This window comes from Verrucomicrobium sp. 3C (assembly GCF_000379365.1).
In the GTDB taxonomy this organism is placed as follows: Bacteria; Verrucomicrobiota; Verrucomicrobiia; order Methylacidiphilales; family Methylacidiphilaceae; genus Methylacidimicrobium.
The window spans coordinates 1,218,428-1,237,674 of sequence record NZ_KB901875.1 but is presented as its reverse complement, the minus strand read 5'-3'; the positions used below and the strand labels follow the sequence as shown (position 1 = coordinate 1,237,674).

General features: G+C 60.0%; 15 protein-coding genes. 11 read left to right on the top strand and 4 right to left on the bottom strand.

Features of this window, described 5'->3' with window-relative positions:
- Positions 1-15: 15 nt before the first annotated feature.
- Both A37A_RS16230 and A37A_RS16225 read left to right on the top strand, forming a co-directional pair.
- Positions 16-762, top strand: a complete 747-nt coding sequence (locus tag A37A_RS16230; RefSeq protein WP_231363796.1) for a response regulator transcription factor — start codon at positions 16-18, stop codon at positions 760-762.
- The gene (locus tag A37A_RS16225) at positions 759-2,159 is read left to right on the top strand and encodes a cell wall metabolism sensor histidine kinase WalK (RefSeq protein WP_018290747.1); all 1,401 of its coding nucleotides are present in this window, start codon (positions 759-761) and stop codon (positions 2,157-2,159) included. Before A37A_RS16230 ends, A37A_RS16225 begins: the two co-directional genes overlap by 4 nt.
- 63 nt (positions 2,160-2,222) lie before the next feature.
- On the opposite strand, the gene glmS is transcribed toward A37A_RS16225, so the two are convergent.
- Positions 2,223-4,070 (bottom strand): glutamine--fructose-6-phosphate transaminase (isomerizing), encoded by a 1,848-nt coding sequence (glmS, locus tag A37A_RS0106665; protein WP_018290746.1) that lies wholly within the window; start codon positions 4,068-4,070, stop codon positions 2,223-2,225.
- Positions 4,071-4,114: 44 nt separating this feature from the next.
- Between glmS and A37A_RS0106660 the strand changes: the two genes are divergently transcribed.
- The 5 genes from A37A_RS0106660 (at position 4,115) to der (ending at position 10,070) form a co-directional block, all read left to right on the top strand.
- A complete protein-coding gene (locus A37A_RS0106660; RefSeq protein WP_020494126.1) occupies positions 4,115-5,425 on the top strand; it encodes a glucose-1-phosphate adenylyltransferase in 1,311 nt (436 codons plus the stop codon).
- 95 nt (positions 5,426-5,520) lie between these two features.
- Positions 5,521-6,510, top strand: coding sequence for an AmmeMemoRadiSam system protein B (gene amrB / locus A37A_RS16220; protein WP_343122722.1), 990 nt, complete (start codon positions 5,521-5,523; stop codon positions 6,508-6,510).
- The gene (gene gltX / locus A37A_RS0106650; RefSeq protein ID WP_018290743.1) at positions 6,507-7,838 is read left to right on the top strand and encodes a glutamate--tRNA ligase; all 1,332 of its coding nucleotides are present in this window, start codon (positions 6,507-6,509) and stop codon (positions 7,836-7,838) included. The genes amrB and gltX overlap by 4 nt, the downstream gene beginning before the upstream one ends.
- A complete protein-coding gene (locus tag A37A_RS18240; protein ID WP_018290742.1) occupies positions 7,835-8,449 on the top strand; it encodes a CDP-alcohol phosphatidyltransferase family protein in 615 nt (204 codons plus the stop codon). Before gltX ends, A37A_RS18240 begins: the two co-directional genes overlap by 4 nt.
- A gap of 244 nt (positions 8,450-8,693) precedes the next feature.
- Positions 8,694-10,070, top strand: a complete 1,377-nt coding sequence (der, locus tag A37A_RS0106640) for a ribosome biogenesis GTPase Der (RefSeq protein WP_231363795.1) — start codon at positions 8,694-8,696, stop codon at positions 10,068-10,070.
- Here der and A37A_RS16210 read toward each other — a convergent pair.
- On the bottom strand, positions 10,018-12,393 hold the full coding sequence (locus A37A_RS16210; RefSeq protein WP_020494124.1) for an HAD-IC family P-type ATPase: 2,376 nt from the start codon (positions 12,391-12,393) through the stop codon (positions 10,018-10,020). The genes der and A37A_RS16210 overlap by 53 nt on opposite strands.
- Before the next feature lie 131 nt (positions 12,394-12,524).
- On the opposite strand from A37A_RS16210, the gene phoU reads away from it, so the two are divergent.
- Positions 12,525-13,226, top strand: coding sequence for a phosphate signaling complex protein PhoU (phoU, locus tag A37A_RS0106630; protein WP_018290739.1), 702 nt, complete (start codon positions 12,525-12,527; stop codon positions 13,224-13,226).
- 48 nt (positions 13,227-13,274) lie between these two features.
- Here the strand turns inward: phoU and A37A_RS0106625 are convergent, their stop codons facing one another.
- Positions 13,275-13,538, bottom strand: a complete 264-nt coding sequence (locus A37A_RS0106625) for a hypothetical protein (protein ID WP_018290738.1) — start codon at positions 13,536-13,538, stop codon at positions 13,275-13,277.
- A gap of 4 nt (positions 13,539-13,542) precedes the next feature.
- On the bottom strand, positions 13,543-14,100 hold the full coding sequence (locus A37A_RS0106620; protein ID WP_018290737.1) for a hypothetical protein: 558 nt from the start codon (positions 14,098-14,100) through the stop codon (positions 13,543-13,545).
- 254 nt (positions 14,101-14,354) lie between these two features.
- On the opposite strand from A37A_RS0106620, the gene gcvT reads away from it, so the two are divergent.
- The 3 genes from gcvT to gcvP all read left to right on the top strand — a co-directional run bounded on the left by gcvT (position 14,355) and on the right by gcvP (position 18,989).
- Positions 14,355-15,476 carry a glycine cleavage system aminomethyltransferase GcvT gene (gcvT, locus tag A37A_RS0106615; RefSeq protein WP_018290736.1) on the top strand — a complete coding sequence of 374 codons (1,122 nt, stop codon included), beginning with the start codon at positions 14,355-14,357 and terminating at the stop codon, positions 15,474-15,476.
- Complete coding sequence (gene gcvH / locus A37A_RS0106610; protein WP_018290735.1) at positions 15,473-15,877, top strand: glycine cleavage system protein GcvH; 405 nt, start codon at positions 15,473-15,475, stop codon at positions 15,875-15,877. Before gcvT ends, gcvH begins: the two co-directional genes overlap by 4 nt.
- A 235-nt stretch (positions 15,878-16,112) precedes the next feature.
- On the top strand, positions 16,113-18,989 hold the full coding sequence (gcvP, locus tag A37A_RS0106605) for an aminomethyl-transferring glycine dehydrogenase (RefSeq protein ID WP_018290734.1): 2,877 nt from the start codon (positions 16,113-16,115) through the stop codon (positions 18,987-18,989).
- The last annotated feature ends 258 nt before the right edge of the window (positions 18,990-19,247 follow it).

Sequence of the window (19,247 nt, the reverse complement as noted above, 5' to 3'; positions counted from 1 at the left end):
AACCTCCCCTGCGCAGTGACGGCGCCTCCTCGTCAATCCATTATCCTCGTAGTCGAGGACGAGCCCGACGTCCTCGAGCTGGTCTGCTTGAATTTGTCGGCAGCCGGGTTTCACACCATTCGCGCCATGAACGGCACCGAAGGGCTCGAGAAGGCGCTGAGCGGCCTGCCCGACCTGATGATTCTAGATCTCATGCTCCCGGAGCTAGGCGGCCTGGAAGTCTGTAAAACTTTGCGCCGCAATCCAGAAACGGCGGATCTACCCATCCTGATTCTGACCGCGAAAGCGGAGCCCATCCATCGGGTCGAAGGACTCGAGCTGGGGGCCGACGACTATTTGACCAAGCCTTTCAGCCCGCGGGAATTGGTACTCCGGACGCGATCGCTCCTGCGCCGACGCGCGGAAGACGTTCTGCCGATCGAACCGATCCGTCATGAAAATCTTGTTCTCCATCCCAAACGACACGAGGCGTTCGTCCGCAACCGTCGAGTAGACCTCACCGTGACGGAATTCCGATTGCTCAACATGCTGCTGCGCGGGCGTGGACGGGTTCACAGGCGCGAGGATCTGCTGCGAGAGGTCTGGGGATACGACAAGTCCACGGATACGCGGACCGTGGACACGCATGTCCGCCGCTTGCGGGAAAAGCTGGGAAGATCCGCCCGCTATATCGAAACGGTGCGCGGGATCGGATATCGGTTCCGCACAAAACGCAAGGGAGGCGACGAGAAGGAGCCCGTTCGGGCTAAGCCCGACGCATGACGCTTTCCTCTTTCCTGATCGCCCTCCTCGGATCGGCTCTGGCGATCGCCCTCCTTCAACTGCTGGCTTGGGCTCGTTCGGCCGCCAAGCTTGAGCGCATTGCCGAAGAGATCGTCGAGGGTCGGCGTCCTCGCTCGTTCGTCATCTTTGGCCCCAGGAGCCTATTCCGCGTGGCGAGCCGGCTGGAAGCGATACTGGCCGCCAGGGAAAGGCTCTCGGAGCAAATCGAGCAGCAGGGAGAGAATTTCCACGGAGTCCTTCGGAACATGATGGAAGGAGTGGCAATCGTTGACCGCAACCATCGGGTTGAGTTGGCCAACGAGGTGCTGATGAAGCAATTCGGACTCAGCTCGGAACCGTCGGGACGCACCGTCCTCGAATCCCTTCGCGTCGCCGAAATCGATCGCCTGATCAGCGAAGCCTTTGCCCGGCAAGAAGCCTGTTCGGGCGAGATCTCCCTACGCGACCTGCCCTCCCAATCCGAGCTCTTTCTGATCGTCAACGCCGTCCCCATGCGGAGCGAGCCGGGCCAGCCGACTCAGGTTCTCCTCGTGCTTCATGACATCACGGAACACAAGCGGAGCGAAGAACGCCAGAAGGAGTTTCTCGCCAACGTCTCGCATGAGATTCGAACCCCACTCTCGATTTTTCGAGGCTATGTCGAAACTCTGATGAATGCCTCGCCTGCGCTTGCGCAGGAGGAGGTCCAGCGCGTTCTGAAAATTCTCCGGCGCCACTCCCTGCGCCTGAGCAAGCTCGTCAACGACCTGCTCACCCTTTCCGCCGTGGAGCCGGGACGCATGCACTTGGAGCGTTCTCCCATTTCTATCCCCCACTTCCTGCGAAGGATCGAGGCGGATCTGCGTCAGCCGCTGCAGGAAAAACGGATCCGCCTCCTCGTGCAGCTTCCGGAGAATCTGCCGAAGGTTGACGGGGATCCCTTCCGCCTCGAGCAGGTCTTTTACAACTTGGTGGAGAACGCGATTCAATATTCCGAACCTGACTCCACCATCCGCATCGAAGTCGACCGGGAAGGAGAAAGGATCTCGATTCGAGTGATCGATCAGGGAGTGGGCATTCCTCCGGCCGATCTGCCCTATGTTTTCGAGCGCTTTTATCGAGCCGACAAGATCCGGAGCCGGCAAGCGGGAGGAACGGGTCTCGGCCTTTCCATCGTGAAACGAATTGTCGATCTTCACCAAGGACGCGTCCAGATCGAGAGCGAGCCCGGCAAAGGCACGATGGTAACGGTGACCCTCCCCTCTTGGCCTCTCGTCCCTCCGGAGAGCACGCCACCCGCCCGACCAAGCGTTGCGGTCGCTCCGATCGAAAACCCCGCGCACACGCCCGAAGGTCGAGGCCGATCTGCCCCTCCGCTACTCAACCGCGCGCCTTGAGGCGTCGACTTCTGTCGGCAGAATCTCGGTGACAGAAGGCCAACTCGCTCTTTGCCCCCTCGCTCACTCTACGGTCACGCTCTTGGCGAGGTTTCTTGGCTTGTCGATATCCCGTCCCAGGGAGAGCGCTATGTAGTAGGCGAGCAACTGGAGAGGAACGACGGTGAGGATGGGAGCGAGAAGCTCCGAACATTGCGGGACAAGGAAGACGTCGTCGGCGAGCTCGCCGATCCGATCATCCCCTTCGCTCGCAATGGCGATCACTGGTCCCCGCCTGGCCTTGACCTCCGCGATGTTGCTCACGTTCTTGTCGTAGACACCATCCTGGGGGCAGAGGAAAACGCTCGGGATCCGCTCATCGACTAGGGCGATCACCCCATGCTTGAGCTCGGCCGCCGGGTGGCCCTCGGCCCGTATGTAGGTGATCTCCTTCATCTTCAGCGCCCCTTCGAGAGCGATCCCATATTGAAACTGTCGCCCCAAGAAGAGCATGGCCTCGGCATCGGCATATTTCTCCGCGATCGCGCGGATCTCCTTATGGCGGGAGAGAACGCTTCCCACTTGATCCGGAAGCTTTTCGATCGCCTCGATCAACTTTTTCCCCTGCCGGGCGGAAAGGTAGCGCAATCGACCAAGCAGCACGGCAAGCAGCAGAAAGATCAGCACCTGGGAGGTGAAAGACTTGGTCGCCGCAACGCCAATCTCCGGTCCCGCATGCATATAGACCCCTCCTTCCGTTTCCCGGGCGATGGTACTCCCCACCTGGTTGCAAATCCCAAGGACACGCATTCCCTTCCGCTTGGCTTCCCGGACGGCGGCCAGCGTGTCTGCGGTCTCCCCGGACTGGCTGACCGCAAAAACCAGAGTCTCTCCGTCGAGCGGCGCGTTCCGGTAGCGGAACTCGCTCGCGTAATCGACTTCCACCGGAAGGTGGGCCAGGGATTCGATCAGGTACTCTCCGACGATCCCCGCGTGACGGGCCGTACCGCAGCCGACGATTAAGATTTGCTGGATCCGCAAGAGCTGGTGCGGATTCATGTTGAGACCGCCCAGCTTAGTGGTCGCTTCCTCGAGATCGAGGCGTCCCCGCATGGCGTTACGGATCGCCTCAGGTTGTTCGCAGATCTCCTTGAGCATGTAGTGCGGATAGTCTCCCAACTCCGTCTCCGCTTCCGATTGTTCCACCTCGCTGATCTCAAATCCCACCCTAGGCCGGGTGAGCGAGGAGATGTCGAATCCGTCGGGACGAATCGCGACCACGTCGCCATCGCTCAAGTAAACGACCCGCTGAGCCTGCCCGGAGATTGCCGTGACGTCGCTGCTCAAAAAGAACTCGCCATTGCCGATGCCCAGGATGAGAGGGCTTCCCCTCCGCGCGCCGACCAGCAGGTTGGGGCAATCCTTATGAATGACGGCAATGCCGTAGGTGCCAATCACCTCTGTTAACGCTGAGCGGACCGCGTTTTCGAGCCTTTGAGGATCCTGGGGAGGGAGGCGGTCATAGGCTTCGCCGATGAGGTGGGCGAGCACCTCGGTGTCCGTTTCCGATTGGAAATGATGACCGGAATCGGATAGCCTTTGCTTTAGAATCTGGTAATTTTCGATCACTCCGTTATGGACGATGGCGAGCCGATGCGACTGATCGAGGTGGGGATGGGCATTCGCGTCGCTCGGAATTCCATGAGTCGCCCAGCGAGTATGGCTCACGCCGATCTTTCCCGAAAGTCCCTGTTTTTGAAGGGCGAGCTCGAGCTCGGAGATCCTACCCTTTCGCTTGACCACACCCAAGCGGCCCTCCCCGAGGATGGCGATTCCGCTCGAATCGTATCCCCTGTATTCGAGCCGGCGCAGCCCGCTAAGCAGGAGCGGCTGCGCTTCCTTTTGTCCGAGATAGCCGACAATGCCGCACATAGAATGGCTCCATTATTCTGCCTGGAGAACCTTCGTCAATTCCCATGACTGGATGGAAAGGTTCTACTCATTTCTCTCCATTCGACGTGATCACGCTGATCCTGGGTGGAGGAGCCGGCACGCGTCTCTTCCCTCTGACCAAGGAACGGGCAAAGCCAGCGGTCCCGTTGGCCGGGAAGTATCGCCTCGTCGACATCCCCATCAGCCTTGCCATTCATTCCGAACTCAAGCGCATCTTCATCCTGACACAGTTTCAGAGTTCCTCGCTGCATCGGCACATTCAGCAGAGCTACCGATTTGACGACTACTCCCAGGGATTCGTCGAACTCCTGGCCGCGCAGCAGACGATGAAGGGCGCCTACTGGTACCAGGGCACCGCTGATGCTGTAAGACAGAACCTGAGCCACTTCGCGAGTCATCCGCATGAGCTGGTCTTGATCCTAGCGGGGGATCAACTCTACCGGATGGATTTCCTGAGTTTAATAGAACAGCACGTGGCATCCTGTGCAGATTTGACGGTTGCCGTGACTCCCGTCAGCCAGAGCCGGGTAAGCGGTTTTGGGATTCTTCGGGTCACCGAGGAGCGAAGGATCGCCTCTTTCGTCGAGAAACCAAAAGAGCCGTCGCTTCTCGCGAATCTGGCGATCGTCGATCCATTCGTTTCCCTGCTTCGCCTGCCCCCCGATGAACCGCAATATTGGGCTTCGACCGGAATCTATCTGTTCAATCGGAAGGTCCTGGCCAGTGCATTGATGGGTGGGGAACCAGACTTTGGCAAAGACGTGATCCCCCGCCTGATTCCCAACCATCGGGTCTTCGCCTATGTCCACGCGGGGTATTGGGAAGACATCGGAACGATTCGCGCCTTCTACGAAGCCAACCTCGATCTGTGCGAACCAGAGCCGAAGTTCGATTTTTACGATAGCCGCTTCCCGATCTACACGCGGGCACGCTACCTGCCCAGCTCAAAGATCTCGCGGGCGGACGTCTCCGGCTCGCTCATCGCCGAGGGCAGCGTGATTTCCGATGCAAAAATCGAGCATTCGCTCATCGGGATTCGAAGTGTCGTTTTGCCCGGAGCGACGATCAAGGATACGCTGCTCCTGGGGAACGACTACTACGAGACCGACGCGCATGCGCTCGGCGCGGAAGGACGAGGACTACCCAGGATGGGAGTCGGCCGGAATACCTTCCTGGAAGGAACGATCGTTGACAAGAACGCCCGAGTAGGCGACAATGTGTGGGTTTCTCCTAAAGGCAAACCCGCGAACATGGATGGAGATTGCTTTTTCATCCGAGACGGATTGGTGATCATCCCCCGGGGAGGGGTCGTCTCACATGGGACGGTGATCTGACAACGGGCATTCGTTCCTCGGATCTCCCGCAATGCTTTCCTTGAGATTCGGCAAATCTCAAACTTTTGCTTTGCCTGAGCCGTTTTTCTCGAAACATGATAGGCATGGCAATATCCGCCCCTAGCCGACATAGGACGCTCCATTGCCGCTGTGCGGGCACCTGCTATCCTAGCGACGGGTGCCAGTGTCTTTCCTATTTCCGATCTTTCTTCTCCGAACCGGGCGCCGCACCATTGCTACCGCCGTTCACACCGTGTCGAACCGATCTTCTCGGCATCCTCTCCCCTCACATTGATTTCCGCGTCAGCCCAAGGGCATACGCTCACGCCTTTGCTCCACTGGCAAGCGCTCCGGAAGCGGATGTCTACCTTATTTTGGGCGTTGGCCACCGTTCGAGGCTCGAATGGAGCATCGACAATCGCGATCTTCGCACTCCCCTCGGCCGGGCTCTCGCGGAAGTCGAGTCCGTCGCATGGCTTCGCAAACAGCTGAGCTTCCCCTGCCACGATCCGGAGGCGCACGAGGGCGAGCATTCGATCGAGTTTCCCATCGTGCTTCTCCAAGCCATTCGCGCCTTCCGAGGCAGCAATCGGCCCGTGCGCTTTCTTCCCATTCTTTGCGGCGGGCTCTTGGACTGGGTCGAACAAGGGAGAGTGCCCGACCGGAACACACCATTCGACCAGATGGCAACATCGCTCCATTGCCTGCACGAAGCTTACGGAGAGCGCATGCAGTTGATCGTCAGTGTGGATGGTTGCCACATGGGTCCGCGCTTCGGGCACCCGTTCGCGGCCACTCCACCCCTATTGGAGCAGACCCGGCTTGGGGAAGAGGGGCTTTGGCGGACCGTGGAGCAACGGGATCTCTCTGCTTTTTTTGCGCTCCTGGGACGCGAACGAAACCTCCCCTTCTTCGACGGAATCGGTGCTCTTGCGCTGCTGCTTCGCATAGTCGGATCCAAGGCGCGGCTGAAACGCACGTATCATGAAGAATGGTTTGAGGAAGAAGACCAGTCCGTGGTCACCTTCACGAGCGGCTTATTGCAGAAAAGCGAAGAGTACCTAAAAGACGGAGCAGAAGCATGAATGGCGTGCGAGTCCGCTTTGCCCCTTCCCCCACAGGTTATCTTCATGTCGGCGGGGCGCGCACCGCCCTGTTCAATTGGCTCTATGCCCGTCACACGGAGGGAACGCTCGTCCTTCGCATCGAGGATACCGATGCCGCGAGAAATTCCGTCGAAGCGGTGCGCGTGATCTTCGACGGTCTCCAGTGGCTGGGGATCGACTGGGACGAAGGTCCTCTCCCGAATGGGGGCGCCCGAGGCGATCGAGGACCCTATTTCCAAAGCGAGCGGAGGACCATTTATGATCGCGCGGTACGCCTGCTCCTCGATCGGGATCAAGCGTATGAACGCGACGGAGCGATCCGCTTCCGGATGCCACGCAAGAGGATCGTGGTCGAGGACTTGATCTGCGGTGAAGTCTGTTTCGATTGCGCGCTGGAACAGGACTTCGTGATTCAGCGGAAGGACGGATCCCCAGTCTTCCATCTCGTGAACGTCGTCGATGACCTCGAGATGGGGATCAGCCACGTCATCCGTGGAGAAGACCATCTCTCCAATACTCCCAAGCATCTGGCCATCGCCGCCGCCTTGGGAGGGAGCGCGCCTCGGTACGCCCACATCCCTCTCATCTTGAATCGTACCGGCACAAAGATGAGCAAGCGGGATGTCGGCGCTTCCCTGAGCGAGTATCAAGAGGGCGGGTATCTGCCGCAGGCGGTTCGCAACTACCTCTGCCTTCTCGGATGGTCCCTCCGCGAGAACCGCGAAGTCTTTCCGATCGAGGAGGCAATAGGGAAGTTTGAGCTCAACCAGATCCACCGGAGCAACGCCCGCTTCGATGCAGACAAGCTTCTCTGGATGAACGGGACCTATCTGCGAAGCCTGAGCGCCCAGGAGCTGCTGCCCCATGCGCGCATCTGGCTTGAGAGGGCCGGCTTCCCGATTGCGAAGTGGGAACCGGACTACCTCAAAGAGGTCGTCCTCTTGGTGAAAGAAAAGGTGAAGACGGGAAAGGAACTGGTCGAATGGGCTCGTCCGTTTTTCCAGGAAGAGGTCTCTTTCGAAGAGGGCGCAGTCAAACGGTTTTTAAACCCTGCAGGCATCCAGGCGCTTCGCAACCTCCTGGGCGATCTCTCGGAAGCATCCGACTTTACGTCCTCCTCGCTGGAAGCTCGCTTTCAGAGGCTTGCGCAGGCTCACGAGACGTCCGTTCGGACCTACGTCCATCCCGCACGCGTTGCCACCACGGGTCGCGAGGTAGGGCCAAGCCTCTATCACTCCCTGACGATCCTTGGCAAAGAACGGATTCTTCACCGCCTTCACCGAGCGATCGAGACCTTTGCCTCATGACATGGGCCAATCGCGTCACCATCGTGCGGCTGCTCTGCATCCCAGCCATGGCCGCGGTTCTCTGGCAGTACGGCGAGAGCCAAACGGAGGGAGCGGCTGACGATCGCTTTCGGATCGCGGGTCTTTCCCTCTTTCTGGCGGCCGCGCTCAGCGACGCCCTGGACGGGTACATCGCCAGGCGCTGGCGACAGCAGACCCGTGTAGGAAAGATCCTCGATCCGCTGGCGGACAAGCTCCTTTTGCTGGCCTCTCTTCTCTGCTTGACCACCCTCCCTTCTCCGCAGTCGGCCCCACTCCCCTTCTGGTTCCTCGTCCTGGTCCTCATCCGAGACGTCTTCCTTCTCGGTGGCATCGGCTTCTTGCTCTTCCTCAAAAGAGAAGTCCCGATCTATCCCCATTGGACAGGGAAGGTAGCAACCTTTTTTTCCTTTATCACCGTGGCGGCGGGTCTCCTGAAGCTCTCCTGGGCGGCAGCGTCCTGCTGGATCGCAGCCGTCTTCCTGATCGCCTCGACCTGCTTTTACTTCGCTAGGGGATTGCGCATCCTCGTCCAATGCGTTTCTTGCTCCCCTCTCCCTTCCTCGCGCAGCGGGAGCGCCAGTCTTCGTTAGCCCCCATTTCTCACAAGCTTTCTCCTGCGGCTTGCACAATGGGCTTGTCTGCTTCGTAGGGCTTGGTTTTCCATCCTCGCAGTATGTTCTCTCATACTGCTCCGGGGGAAAACCCGCGCCGTGCCTCGCATCCAAACCCATTTGCGGAGCCTCGGCTGCGAAATGTGTGAGAAATGGCGGATAGAGAATGAATCGAGCGGTGTCGTGCGAAAAGCCAGAAGCGCCTATGCGAACTTTCGTGATCGTGGGACGTCCCAACGTCGGAAAGTCGACTCTCTTTAACCGGCTCTGTGGAAAAGAGATCGCACTAACCGATCGCGAGCCCGGTGTGACGCGGGATCCTCTTTCCGTCCGAGTTCGCTTCGGCGGCAAGCCGGCAGTACTGATCGACACAGGAGGAGTTGTGTTCTCTCGTGAGGAGAAGGAGCGGACGCTGACCGATCTCACTTTGGCCACTCTCCGCCAGGCCACCGATCTCCTCCTCGTTCTGGACGGACGATCCGGACTTACCCCGCTCGACCGAGAGATCGCCGGGCATCTCCGCAAGCTGGGCAAGAAGGTATGGGTCATTGCCAACAAGATCGATCAAGAGGATCTCGACCCACTGGCCGGAGAGCTTTCCGAACTCGGCCTAGGCGAGCCGATCCCGATCTCCGCCGCCCATAACCGAGGCATACGCCCATTGCGAGAGAGATTGACGGGAGAAAATCCCGTCTCCGCATCGCCCGCTCTCCCGGAAGAGCCGGCTCGACGGCTCGCCCTCCTCGGGCGGCCCAACGTGGGCAAGTCGACCCTCGTCAACGCCCTGATCGGCGAATCTCGATTGCTTGTGGCTCCAGAGCCAGGGACCACTCACGACGCCATCGATATCGAGTTCGAATGGCGCAAGAAGCGCTTTCTCCTCATCGACACGGCGGGATTGGCGCCGCGCCACAAACAGCGGGAGGGGCTCGCGTCCAAGACGGCCGGACGGTCACTTCACGCCTTAGCCCGGGCCCATGTGGTGATTCTTGTACTGGACAGCCATTCGGGCATCACGCGGCAAGACAAAAAGATTGCCGGCTGGATTCAGCGTATCGGCCGGCCCTGCGTCATCGCGTTCAACAAGTGGGATCTTCTTCCGCAGTCGGCCGAGGAGAAGCAGACGCAGGCCCTTCTCGCCAATGCGGTGAAGAGCGATCTGCCATTTCTGTCGTTCGCTCCCATCGTCCCTTTGAGTGCCAGAAACGGCACCAATCTCGACCGTTTACTCGAGACAAGCCTCCGCGTGGACGAGGAGGCGGGCCGGGCGGTCTCGACCGGCGCTCTGAATCGGTTCTTCCAAAAAGCCCAGCGCCGTCTTTCCCCACCAGGATCGGGTGGGAGGCACCTGAAAATCTATTACGCGGTAAACGAAGCGCCACGGGATTCCTCAGCCGCATCCCCCTTTCGCCTTCGCCTCTTTGTCAATGATCCGCGGCTCCTAATCGAATCTTACGAGCGCTTCCTCGAGTCCCAGATCCGCAAGGAGTTCCCGCTGCTGGGGCGTCCGGTCCACTGGAGCTGGAAAAAAGCGGAGGGAAGCGTTCTCAGCGGGAAGCGCCCCCTTCCAAGCCAAAGAAGGAAAAAATTCTTGTCCTAACCAAGGAAAGTGCAGCTAGGAAAATCGCCAGAGTCCCGAGGAGCCCGATCACGACCGGCCACGGTAAGGGCGCCATGCCGACGCCAGCGATCGCCAGAAGCGATACAATCACGACACCCCCAAGAGAGCCAATCCAGAGCCAGAGGCCCGGGAGCGGTCCAGGCGTTGGGCTTCGTTCCCGAACGACATAGACCATACCCTGCCCGGAAAAAGCGAGCCAAGCAAAGACCAGCGTCTGGAGATGCGCCGTGTCTAGCTTAAGCCAATGGACGCCCAGCGAGAAGATCGTGAACGAGAGGGCCAAAAGGCAGAGCGCAAAAGCCACTGCGGTCAGCACCACGGACCGGATCGGCCAGCGGCGGCAACGGACCGGGACGCGAACACGGTCGGAAGCAAGCGACATGGTGATGAAATCGTTCGTCAGGAGCAGAAGCACTCCCAGGAACGGGGTAAGAACGAAGATGCCGGTGGAGAGGAGGCCTGCGGTGAGGAAGACCGCAACCTCCACCGTTTTGATGATCTTATTCAAAATGTAAGTCAGCATTCGCTCGTAGATTTCCCGGCTCATCTCCACTGCGGCGACGATATCCATGAGTCCCGGGCTGGTGAGAGCGATGCTCGCCGCCTCCCGTGCGACATCGCAGGCGCTGCTGACCGCGATCCCGACTTCGGCTTGCCGGAGTGCCGGTGCATCGTTCACCCCGTCGCCGGTCATTCCGGTCACATGGCCGCCCCTTTGCAGGCGTTCCACGATCCGGAACTTCTCTTCCGGAAAGACGCCCGCGAAAATGTCGCAGGAATCGATCGGATCTCGCTTCCCCGCAATCGGAGGCAAGGGGGTTACGCAAACCCGCGAGCCGATGCCCACTTCGCGCGCAACCGCGCGGGCCGCCGCCACGGCGTCCCCGGTCACCAGAAGGACGCGGATCCCAAGCTCCTGAAGTCTCGCGACCAGGCTGCGGGAATCGGTCCGAACCGGATCGGAGAAGCCAAGAAAGCCAGCCAGCCGCAACCCCCCGGGATTGCCCGCGGCCACGGCGAGGACGCGCAAGCCCCGAGACGAAAGCCTTTCCACCGTCGCGAGGGCATCCGCTGGAAATCCCCCGACGGCGCGCTCCACGGCGCTCGGGGCTCCTTTGAGGACACGGAAGCGACCGCCATTCGTCTGGAACTCGGCACCGGAATATTTCGTCGAGGGATCGAAGGGCGTGAAAGAGACCTGATTCTCCTTCGGCAAAGGGAGGCGCTCTCGTTTTGCGAGCGCAAGAATGGCGCAGTCGAGCGGATCCTCGGTCGCTTCCAGTGAGGCGATTGCTCCCCACGACAGAAGCTCGTCCCTAGTGGTGGGAGAAAGAGGCGAGATCTCTTGAAGGACAGCCTCGTTGGTCGTAATGGTTCCCGTCTTGTCGGCGACCAAAATATCCATCGTTGCCGCATTCTCGACGGCGGCCAGTCGCCGGACGAGCACCCCCTTCCTCGCCAACTCCTGCGCCCCAAGCGCGCTCGTCATCGCAAAGGTCGCTGGCAAGGCGGCGGGCACGGAGGTGATCAGCAATACGAGGGCGTACGGCAAGACTTCCGTGAGCGGAAGGGCATGAACCAGCCCATAGCCGAAAACCAGGACCACGAGCGCGCCATCGATCCCGATCAGCCAACGCACAATCCGAAAGATCGTCTGCTCCACCTGGCTTGGGGCCCGTGCCGACGAGACCAGGTCGCCGATTCTCCCAAAGGAACTCCTCGCTCCCGTGGCAAAAACCTCGCCGGTCGCCTCTCCCTTGCGGATCACCGTCCCTCCGTAGACAATATCCTCCGCTTCCTTTTCCCGGGCGAAGGGCTCCCCAGTAAGGGAAGCTTCGTCGACTTCCACGGCGCCCGACTGCAATCGGGCATCCGCCGGAACAACATCCCCGACCCGCAGATGAATCCAATCGCCACGAACGATCTCGGTCAGGGGAATGCGCTGCCATACTCGATCGCGAAAGACTCGAGCCGTCCCGATCCAGTGTCGCCGGAGGAGATGCAAGGCCCGCTCTGCACGACTCTCCTGGAAGAAGGCCAAGGCCGCCGTCAAGAGCAAGAGCACCCCGATGCCAATCGCGTCTCCGATTCGCCGCAAGAGCGCTTCCACGACGATCGCGGCTTCCAACATCCACGGGACAGGTGCCCAAAACTTTCCCAGGAAGGCCAGGAGAGGAGGCCTTAGACGCTCCGGGAGAGTATTCCACCCCTCCGCGGCAATTCGTCTTGCCGCTTCTTCGCGAGAGAGCCCACCCATCGGGCTTCCGCCCGCAAGCTCCTTGGAAAAGTCTTCTTCCCTCATCGGCCCTTCTGCGGTTTCCTTCCGCCTCACCGGGTTGCCTTCAGGCCCAAAGCGGCAAGGAAAAGAGTACCCGTTCTCGCAAGCCCCATGCTACATTTCTCCGTTCCTGTCGGCGAAACTCCCGGCCTGCGATGACTAGCACTGCTTCCTTCGAACTCTCTCGCATCCGAGAAACCCTGCTCCTGATGGCCAGCCTTGCCGCCCGCCACCTCCGGGTGGCGCTGCAAGCCCTCACCGAGCGAAACGATTCGCTCGCCGATTGGGTCGAACAGCAGGACTCTGAAATCGACTCCCTGGAAGTCAAGGTCGACGATCTGGTCATCACCTACATCGCGACGCACAGCCCGGTCGCGACCGACTGTCGGTTCGTGCTCGTGGCTTCCAAGATATCCAGCGATCTGGAACGGATCGGCGACCAAGCCGTCACGATCGCCCGCCTCGCCCGACGGCTCAATGCCGCACCTCCGCTCAAGCTTCTCTTTGACATCCCCCAGATGGCGATGGTGGCCGAAGAAATGTACCGCGATGCCATCGACTGCTTTATCGAGGCCAAAGCCAAGGAAGCCATCGGCATCGTGAAGAGGGACAAGGAAGTCGACACCCTCAATAAAAAGCTTTCCGAGGATCTGCTCCAGGCGATGCGAGAACAGCCGGGATCGATCCCGCAAGCAACAAACCTGCTCCTGATCAGTCGTGCGATCGAACGAATCGCCGACCACGCCAAAAACATCGCCGAAAAAGTCTATTACCTCTATCGCGCCCGAGATATCCGTCATCGGGGCAAGGCGGAAAGAAGTGAACCGCTACCGGAAAACCCCGAAGATTCGAATTAGGCTCTCCTCTTCCCTCCCGGGAGAGCCTGCGCAAGCTTAGGTAGGCGCTCAATGCGCGCCGCTCGCGCCATGCGGAAGATAGGCGCTACACCGTTTCCAGAGAAAATAGAGGACCGCCGCGAGCAGCACGAGTAGCAGGAGAAATCGGTTGCGGTCCCGCCTCCGCTGTGCACTGTGCTGCCAGCGTAGTGAGCTTCTCCTCTCCTTCGCCAGCCGCGCTTCCGCCGCCTCCCCACCCTCGGACAGGAAATGTCTCGCCCCTGAATCTCGCTCCCCGCCTTCCGAGCCAGCCCGCTCCGGATCCAGCGGCATGGGTCTATTTCTTCAGAAACCAAACAAGTGAGACCGCTAGGAGAGAGAGAATCAAAGGAAGAGAATAGGCAAAGCCGCTCGCGACTTTACGCCAAAACTTAAACCCTTCGTCCGTTTCCTCGAAAACTCCTTCCACTCGATTTGAATTATGTTCCTGCTCGACAGCCTCCCATCCCAGGCGCTCGAGACGTCCTTGAGCCTGCCGCAGAATAGCCCGGGACTGATCGACCAGGGTTAACGCTTTGGTCAGCTCCTCGGAAAGATTTGCCGGCTCCCACGTTGCGGGTTCCAGCGCCTCCAGCGCAGCGAGTTGTTCGGCGAGAGTCTTGCGAACCGACCGTATATCTTCGAGCTCCCTCTGGCCGTCCTCTTCCTGGCGTGCCAAAAGAGCGACGCTCCGCGCCAACTCTTCGGTCACCCCTCGGTGTCCTCCCTCGAAATCCCGCTGTTTCTTCCGCAACTCCTCAAGCTGGAGCTTTTGGCGTTCGATCTCCTCTCGTCTCCGTTCCAAATCGAGCAATACCTCCTGGGCTTGCTGAACCTTGATGTTCAGATCATCCACGGAGAAACGGGGAGCTAGTTCAGCTTCTTCCGGCACAGATGCCGTCTCCCCAACTTTCCTACTCATAGTATAACGCTCAGCATCATCCTACCGCTCCGTTTCGATCAAGCAAGCCTTTAGCCTGCATGTCTCACAAGCGTTCTCCTGCGGCTTCCGAAATGGACCCGGCCGCTTCGGTGGGCAAAAAGCAGCGCAGCCGCACGGGAAAGAGGTCTTGACAAGATCATTCCCTACTGCCTTGACTCGTGCCGAGAATGCAAGCTTTCTCTTCCCCTCCTCTCCGAATTTCCCCGCTGGATGACCGTCACCGAAAATGGGGAGCGCGAATGGGGAGCTTCGCCGGATGGACGCTCCCGATCGTCTATAGCTCGGTAGCGGAAGAAGTGTTGAGCGTCCGCCGAAAAGCGGGCCTCTTCGATATCAGCCACATGGGAGAGATTCTTCTCGAGGGTCCGGATGCGCCGGGGTGGCTCGATCAGCTTTTGCCGAGCAAGATCACCGCACTTCCCACGGGACGTGGGCGATACTCATTCCTGCTGAAAGAGAATGGTGGCATTATCGATGACTTTTTCGTCTACCGGATCGAGCCGTCGAGGTTTCTCCTGGTGGTCAACGCCGCGACGACGCAAACCGATGTTCGCTGGTTTTCCGAAAAGCTGTCTCGTGCAAAAGTAGCCCTTACGGATGAAAGCGAATGTTGGGGAGGCCTAGCCCTCCAAGGACCCGAGGCTCGAGAGATTCTCCGACGGGTCCTTCCCGACCTTCCAGAAGCATTCGAGCGGCGCGCCATCATAGCCGCTTCTTGGAAGGGCAGCAGCTTTTGGATCGCACGTACCGGCTACACGGGCGAGGATGGGGCGGAACTATTTTTTCCTGCTCCACTCGGGACGAGCCTCTGGGATGCGTTGCTTCAGGCGGGTGCATCGTCGGGTCTGCGCCCCTGCGGCCTGGCGGCACGAGACATCCTCCGCCTGGAAGCTTGCCTTCCCCTCAACGGCCATGAACTGAATGAAGAGATGACTCCCCTGGAGGCCCGCATGGGCTGGGTCGTGGATTGGGAAAAGAGCACTTCCTTCCCCGGCAAGGAAGCGCTGCTGGAGAAAAGAAGCCGAGGTCTCGACATCTCCCTGGTTGCGTTTGCCGCTGAGCATCCCGCTCCTCCGCCCAGAGCCGGTTATCCACTCTGGGCTGGAGAAACCGTGGTTGGAAAGGTAACGAGCGGAGGCTATTCTCCGACCCTGGAGGCCGCGATCGGTATGGGCTACGTGAAGACGCCGCTGACCACCGAGAGTACCCGGCTCACCTATCTGGTCAGGGGCGCTCGCTATCCGGTGACGTTGAAACCTGCACCCCTCTATCGCCGCAAAAACAGATGAAGATTCCGACCGATCGTTTCTATTCCAGATCGCATGAGTGGTTGCTGCTCGAAGGCCAGATTGGCGGCGTCGGAATTACCGATTATGCGCAGCGGGAGCTTTCCGACATCGTCTTTGTCGAGCTGCCGGCAATCGGCACGCACGTACAACGGGGACAAGCCGTGGCCACCATCGAATCGGTCAAGGCCGCATCCGACATTTACTCTCCCGCTACCGGCGAGGTCCTGGAAGTCAACACCGCGCTCGCTCAGGAACCCGGGCTGATGAATACCGACCCCTACGGGAAAGGCTGGCTTTTCCGGATCCGCGTCGAGGCTCCGGAAGAAACCGAGCGCCTGGAATCGCCGGAGACGTATGCAAAGCTTATTGCAGGCTCGACGGAATCCCCCCCCACCCCATAAGCGGGGGCGGTCCGAAAGAGACCCGCTTCCCCAGCCTGCCTGCCTCACAAAGTTCGTACCCGAGGGGCGGCGAATGGGTCTGAATGCAAGGCAGGGCGCCGGTCTTCCCCCGGAGTTGTATGACGACATTCTGCGAGGAGGGGAAACCAAGCCCCAACGAGGCAGGCAGGTCCATTTTGCAAGCCACCGGAGAACGCTTGTGAGACGGGAAGGCTAGACAACCGGATCACTAGAGATGAGCAATCCAACAGAGCCCGCCTCCTTTTTGAAACGCCACATCGGGCCCAGCCCAGGCGATGAGGGGGAGATGCTGAAAATGCTCGGCTTCTCCTCGGCGGAGGCCTTGGCAGAGGCGATCATCCCCCGGTCAGTCCGCACCCGCTCGCCATTCCACCTCCCAGAAGCCCTCCCGGAAGCCGACGCGCTGGCGGCTCTGCGGAATCTCGCCAAGAAGAACCGCATCCTCCGTTCCTACCTGGGAATGGGCTATTCCGCCTCGATCACTCCCGCCGTGATCCGACGGAACATCTTGGAGAACCCCGACTGGTACACGCCCTATACTCCCTACCAATCGGAAATTAGCCAGGGGCGGCTGGAAGCACTTCTCACCTTCCAAACCCTAGTCGCCGACCTTACGGGAATGGAAGTAGCGAATGCGTCCCTTCTCGATGCCGACACGGCTGCGTGCGAAGCCATGACCATGTGTGCGCGCGTAAGCACCGTCCCGGATTCGAAGCGCTTCCTCGTCTCTTCGCTCTGCCATCCGCAAACGATTGCCGTGGTGCGGACCCACGCGGAACCCCTCGGGATCGTGGTAGATGTCCGCGACCCGCTGGGGGACGGTTTACCGGAGGAGAATTGCTTCGGTGCCCTGCTACCCTATCCGACGACGGACGGCGTCGTCCTTGACTACACCGATACGATCACGGCACTTCGAGCGCGACACGCAATCGTGGTGATGCATGCGGATCCCTTGGCACTCACGCTCTTCCGAACTCCGGGCGAATTCGGAGCGGATATCGCCGTCGGCTCGATGCAGCGCTTTGGTCTTCCACTCGGCTACGGCGGGCCCCATGCCGGCTTTCTGGCTACCCGGGCGAACGATCTTCGTAAAATGCCGGGTCGCATTGTAGGCATCTCTCGCGATCGGGAAGGGAGGCAAGCACTCCGTCTGGCCTTACAAACCCGGGAGCAGCACATCCGGCGGGAAAGGGCCACGAGCAACATTTGCACCGCGCAAGCACTCCCCGCTGTGGTCGCCGCCTTTTACGCGATCCATCATGGACCTCCCGGGCTTCACGCCATAGCCGAAGGCATACGGACATTGACCAACCGCCTTGCGGACGGGCTCGCCAAGATCGGCCTCCCGCTTCAGCCCGGACCGCACTTCGATACGGTGGTCGTTCTGCTGTCCCAATCGCGCTCCGAATCCCTTCTTTGCCGCGCCCAAGCGGCTGGGATCAATCTTCGTCGGCTACCCTCCGGGCTGGGGATCTCCTTGGATGAAACGACGGGAGAAAAGGACTTGCTCGATCTGCTGTCTGTTTTCGCCGAGGAGCCCGGTTCCCTCGGGCGGCCCTCGCCTCGCGCAAATGCAGCGTCATCTCCCATCCCGCCAAACCTCTGCCGCCGCCTGCCTCTTCTCCCTCACTCGATCTTCCATCGATACAAAAGCGAGACCGAGCTTGTGCGTTATATCCGAAGGCTTGCTGCGCGCGACATCAGCCTAACGACCTCCATGATCCCCTTGGGATCGTGCACGATGAAGCTCAATGCCGCAGCCGAGATGCTTCCGATGCTTTGGGATGAATTTTCACAGATTCATCCGTTCTGTCCCATGGAGCAGGCCAATGGCTACCGCGAAATGCTCGACGACCTAGAGCGTTGGCTCAAGGAGATCACCGGTATGGCTGCCGTCTCCTTTCAACCGACGGCAGGCAGCCAGGGTGAATTCGCCGGACTTCTCGCAATCCGCGCCTACCACAGATCTCGCGGACAGGGAGATCGGAATCTCTGCCTCCTGCCGGTTTCTGCGCACGGCACCAATGCGGCAAGCGCCGCCGCGGCGGGCTTTTCGATCCTGCCCTTGCTCTGCGACCAGGAAGGGAGACTCGACCTCGCAGACCTTCGAAAGAAGCTGGCCGAGGTCGGGACGCGCGTCGCGGCGGTCATGATCACCTACCCTTCGACCTACGGTTTTTTCGAGGATACCCTTCCGGAGGTGATTTGCATGGTTCGGGCGGCCGGAGGGCTTGTCTACCTCGACGGGGCCAATGCCAATGCCTTTTTGGGCTTTTGTCGACCGGCAGAGATGGGCGTCGACGTCTGTCATCTCAACCTTCACAAGACCTTTGCAATCCCCCACGGCGGAGGCGGCCCCGGAGCGGGTCCAATCGCTGTCTCCCCCGCCCTCGTCCCCTTCCTCCCCTCGCATCCTTTTCTCTCCCCCGCATCAGCGGACGCGTGCGGCGCGATCTCTGGTTCTCCGTGGGGGAGCGCAGGGATCTATCCCATCACCTGGATGTTCCTCGTGATGATGGGGGCGCGTGGGTTGAACCGCTGCGCAGAGACCGCCCTTCTCTCGGCCAACTATATCGCCCATCGGCTCGCCCGATACTTCCCCATTGTCTTTCGCAACGCGTCCGGGCTGGTAGCCCATGAATGCATTGTCGATCTTCGGCCATGGAAGGATTCCGGGATCGAGGTCAACGACGTTGCCAAACGTCTCGCAGATTACGGTTTCCATGCACCGACGATCTCCTGGCCGGTCCCCGGCACCCTGATGATCGAGCCGACGGAAAGTGAATCGAAGGAGGAGTTGGATCGGTTTTGCGATGCCATGATCGCAATCCACGGGGAGCTCGAGATGGTGCGCATGGGCAAGCTCCCGGCGGAAGACAGCCCCCTCCGGAACGCTCCGCACACGACAACCGCCCTCACGGCGGAGAGGTGGAACTGCTCCTATTCCCGCGAGCTGGCGGTCTTTCCGCTTCCTTGGTTAAAGGAGAGAAAATATTGGCCGCCGGTCGGGCGGGTCGATGATGTCTTTGGCGATCGGCACCCCTCTTGCACCTGGCCCAAGCCAGAGGATCTGCGTTCGGGGAACGGTTAACCTGCCTGTCTCCCAAAGTTCGTTCCCGAGGCGCGGCGAATGGGCCTGAATGCAAGGCGAGGTGTAGGTTTCCCCCCGGAGGCTGGATGATGACACATACTGCGAAGAGGGAAAACCAAGCCCCAACGAAGTAGCCGGGGCCATATATTGCAAGCCGCAGGAGAACGCTTGGGAGACAGGCAGGTTAGGCGGACCCAAGACCCATCAAAAGGAGACAACGCCCAACGAGCGAAGAATGCGATCTTACTTTTTTTCCTT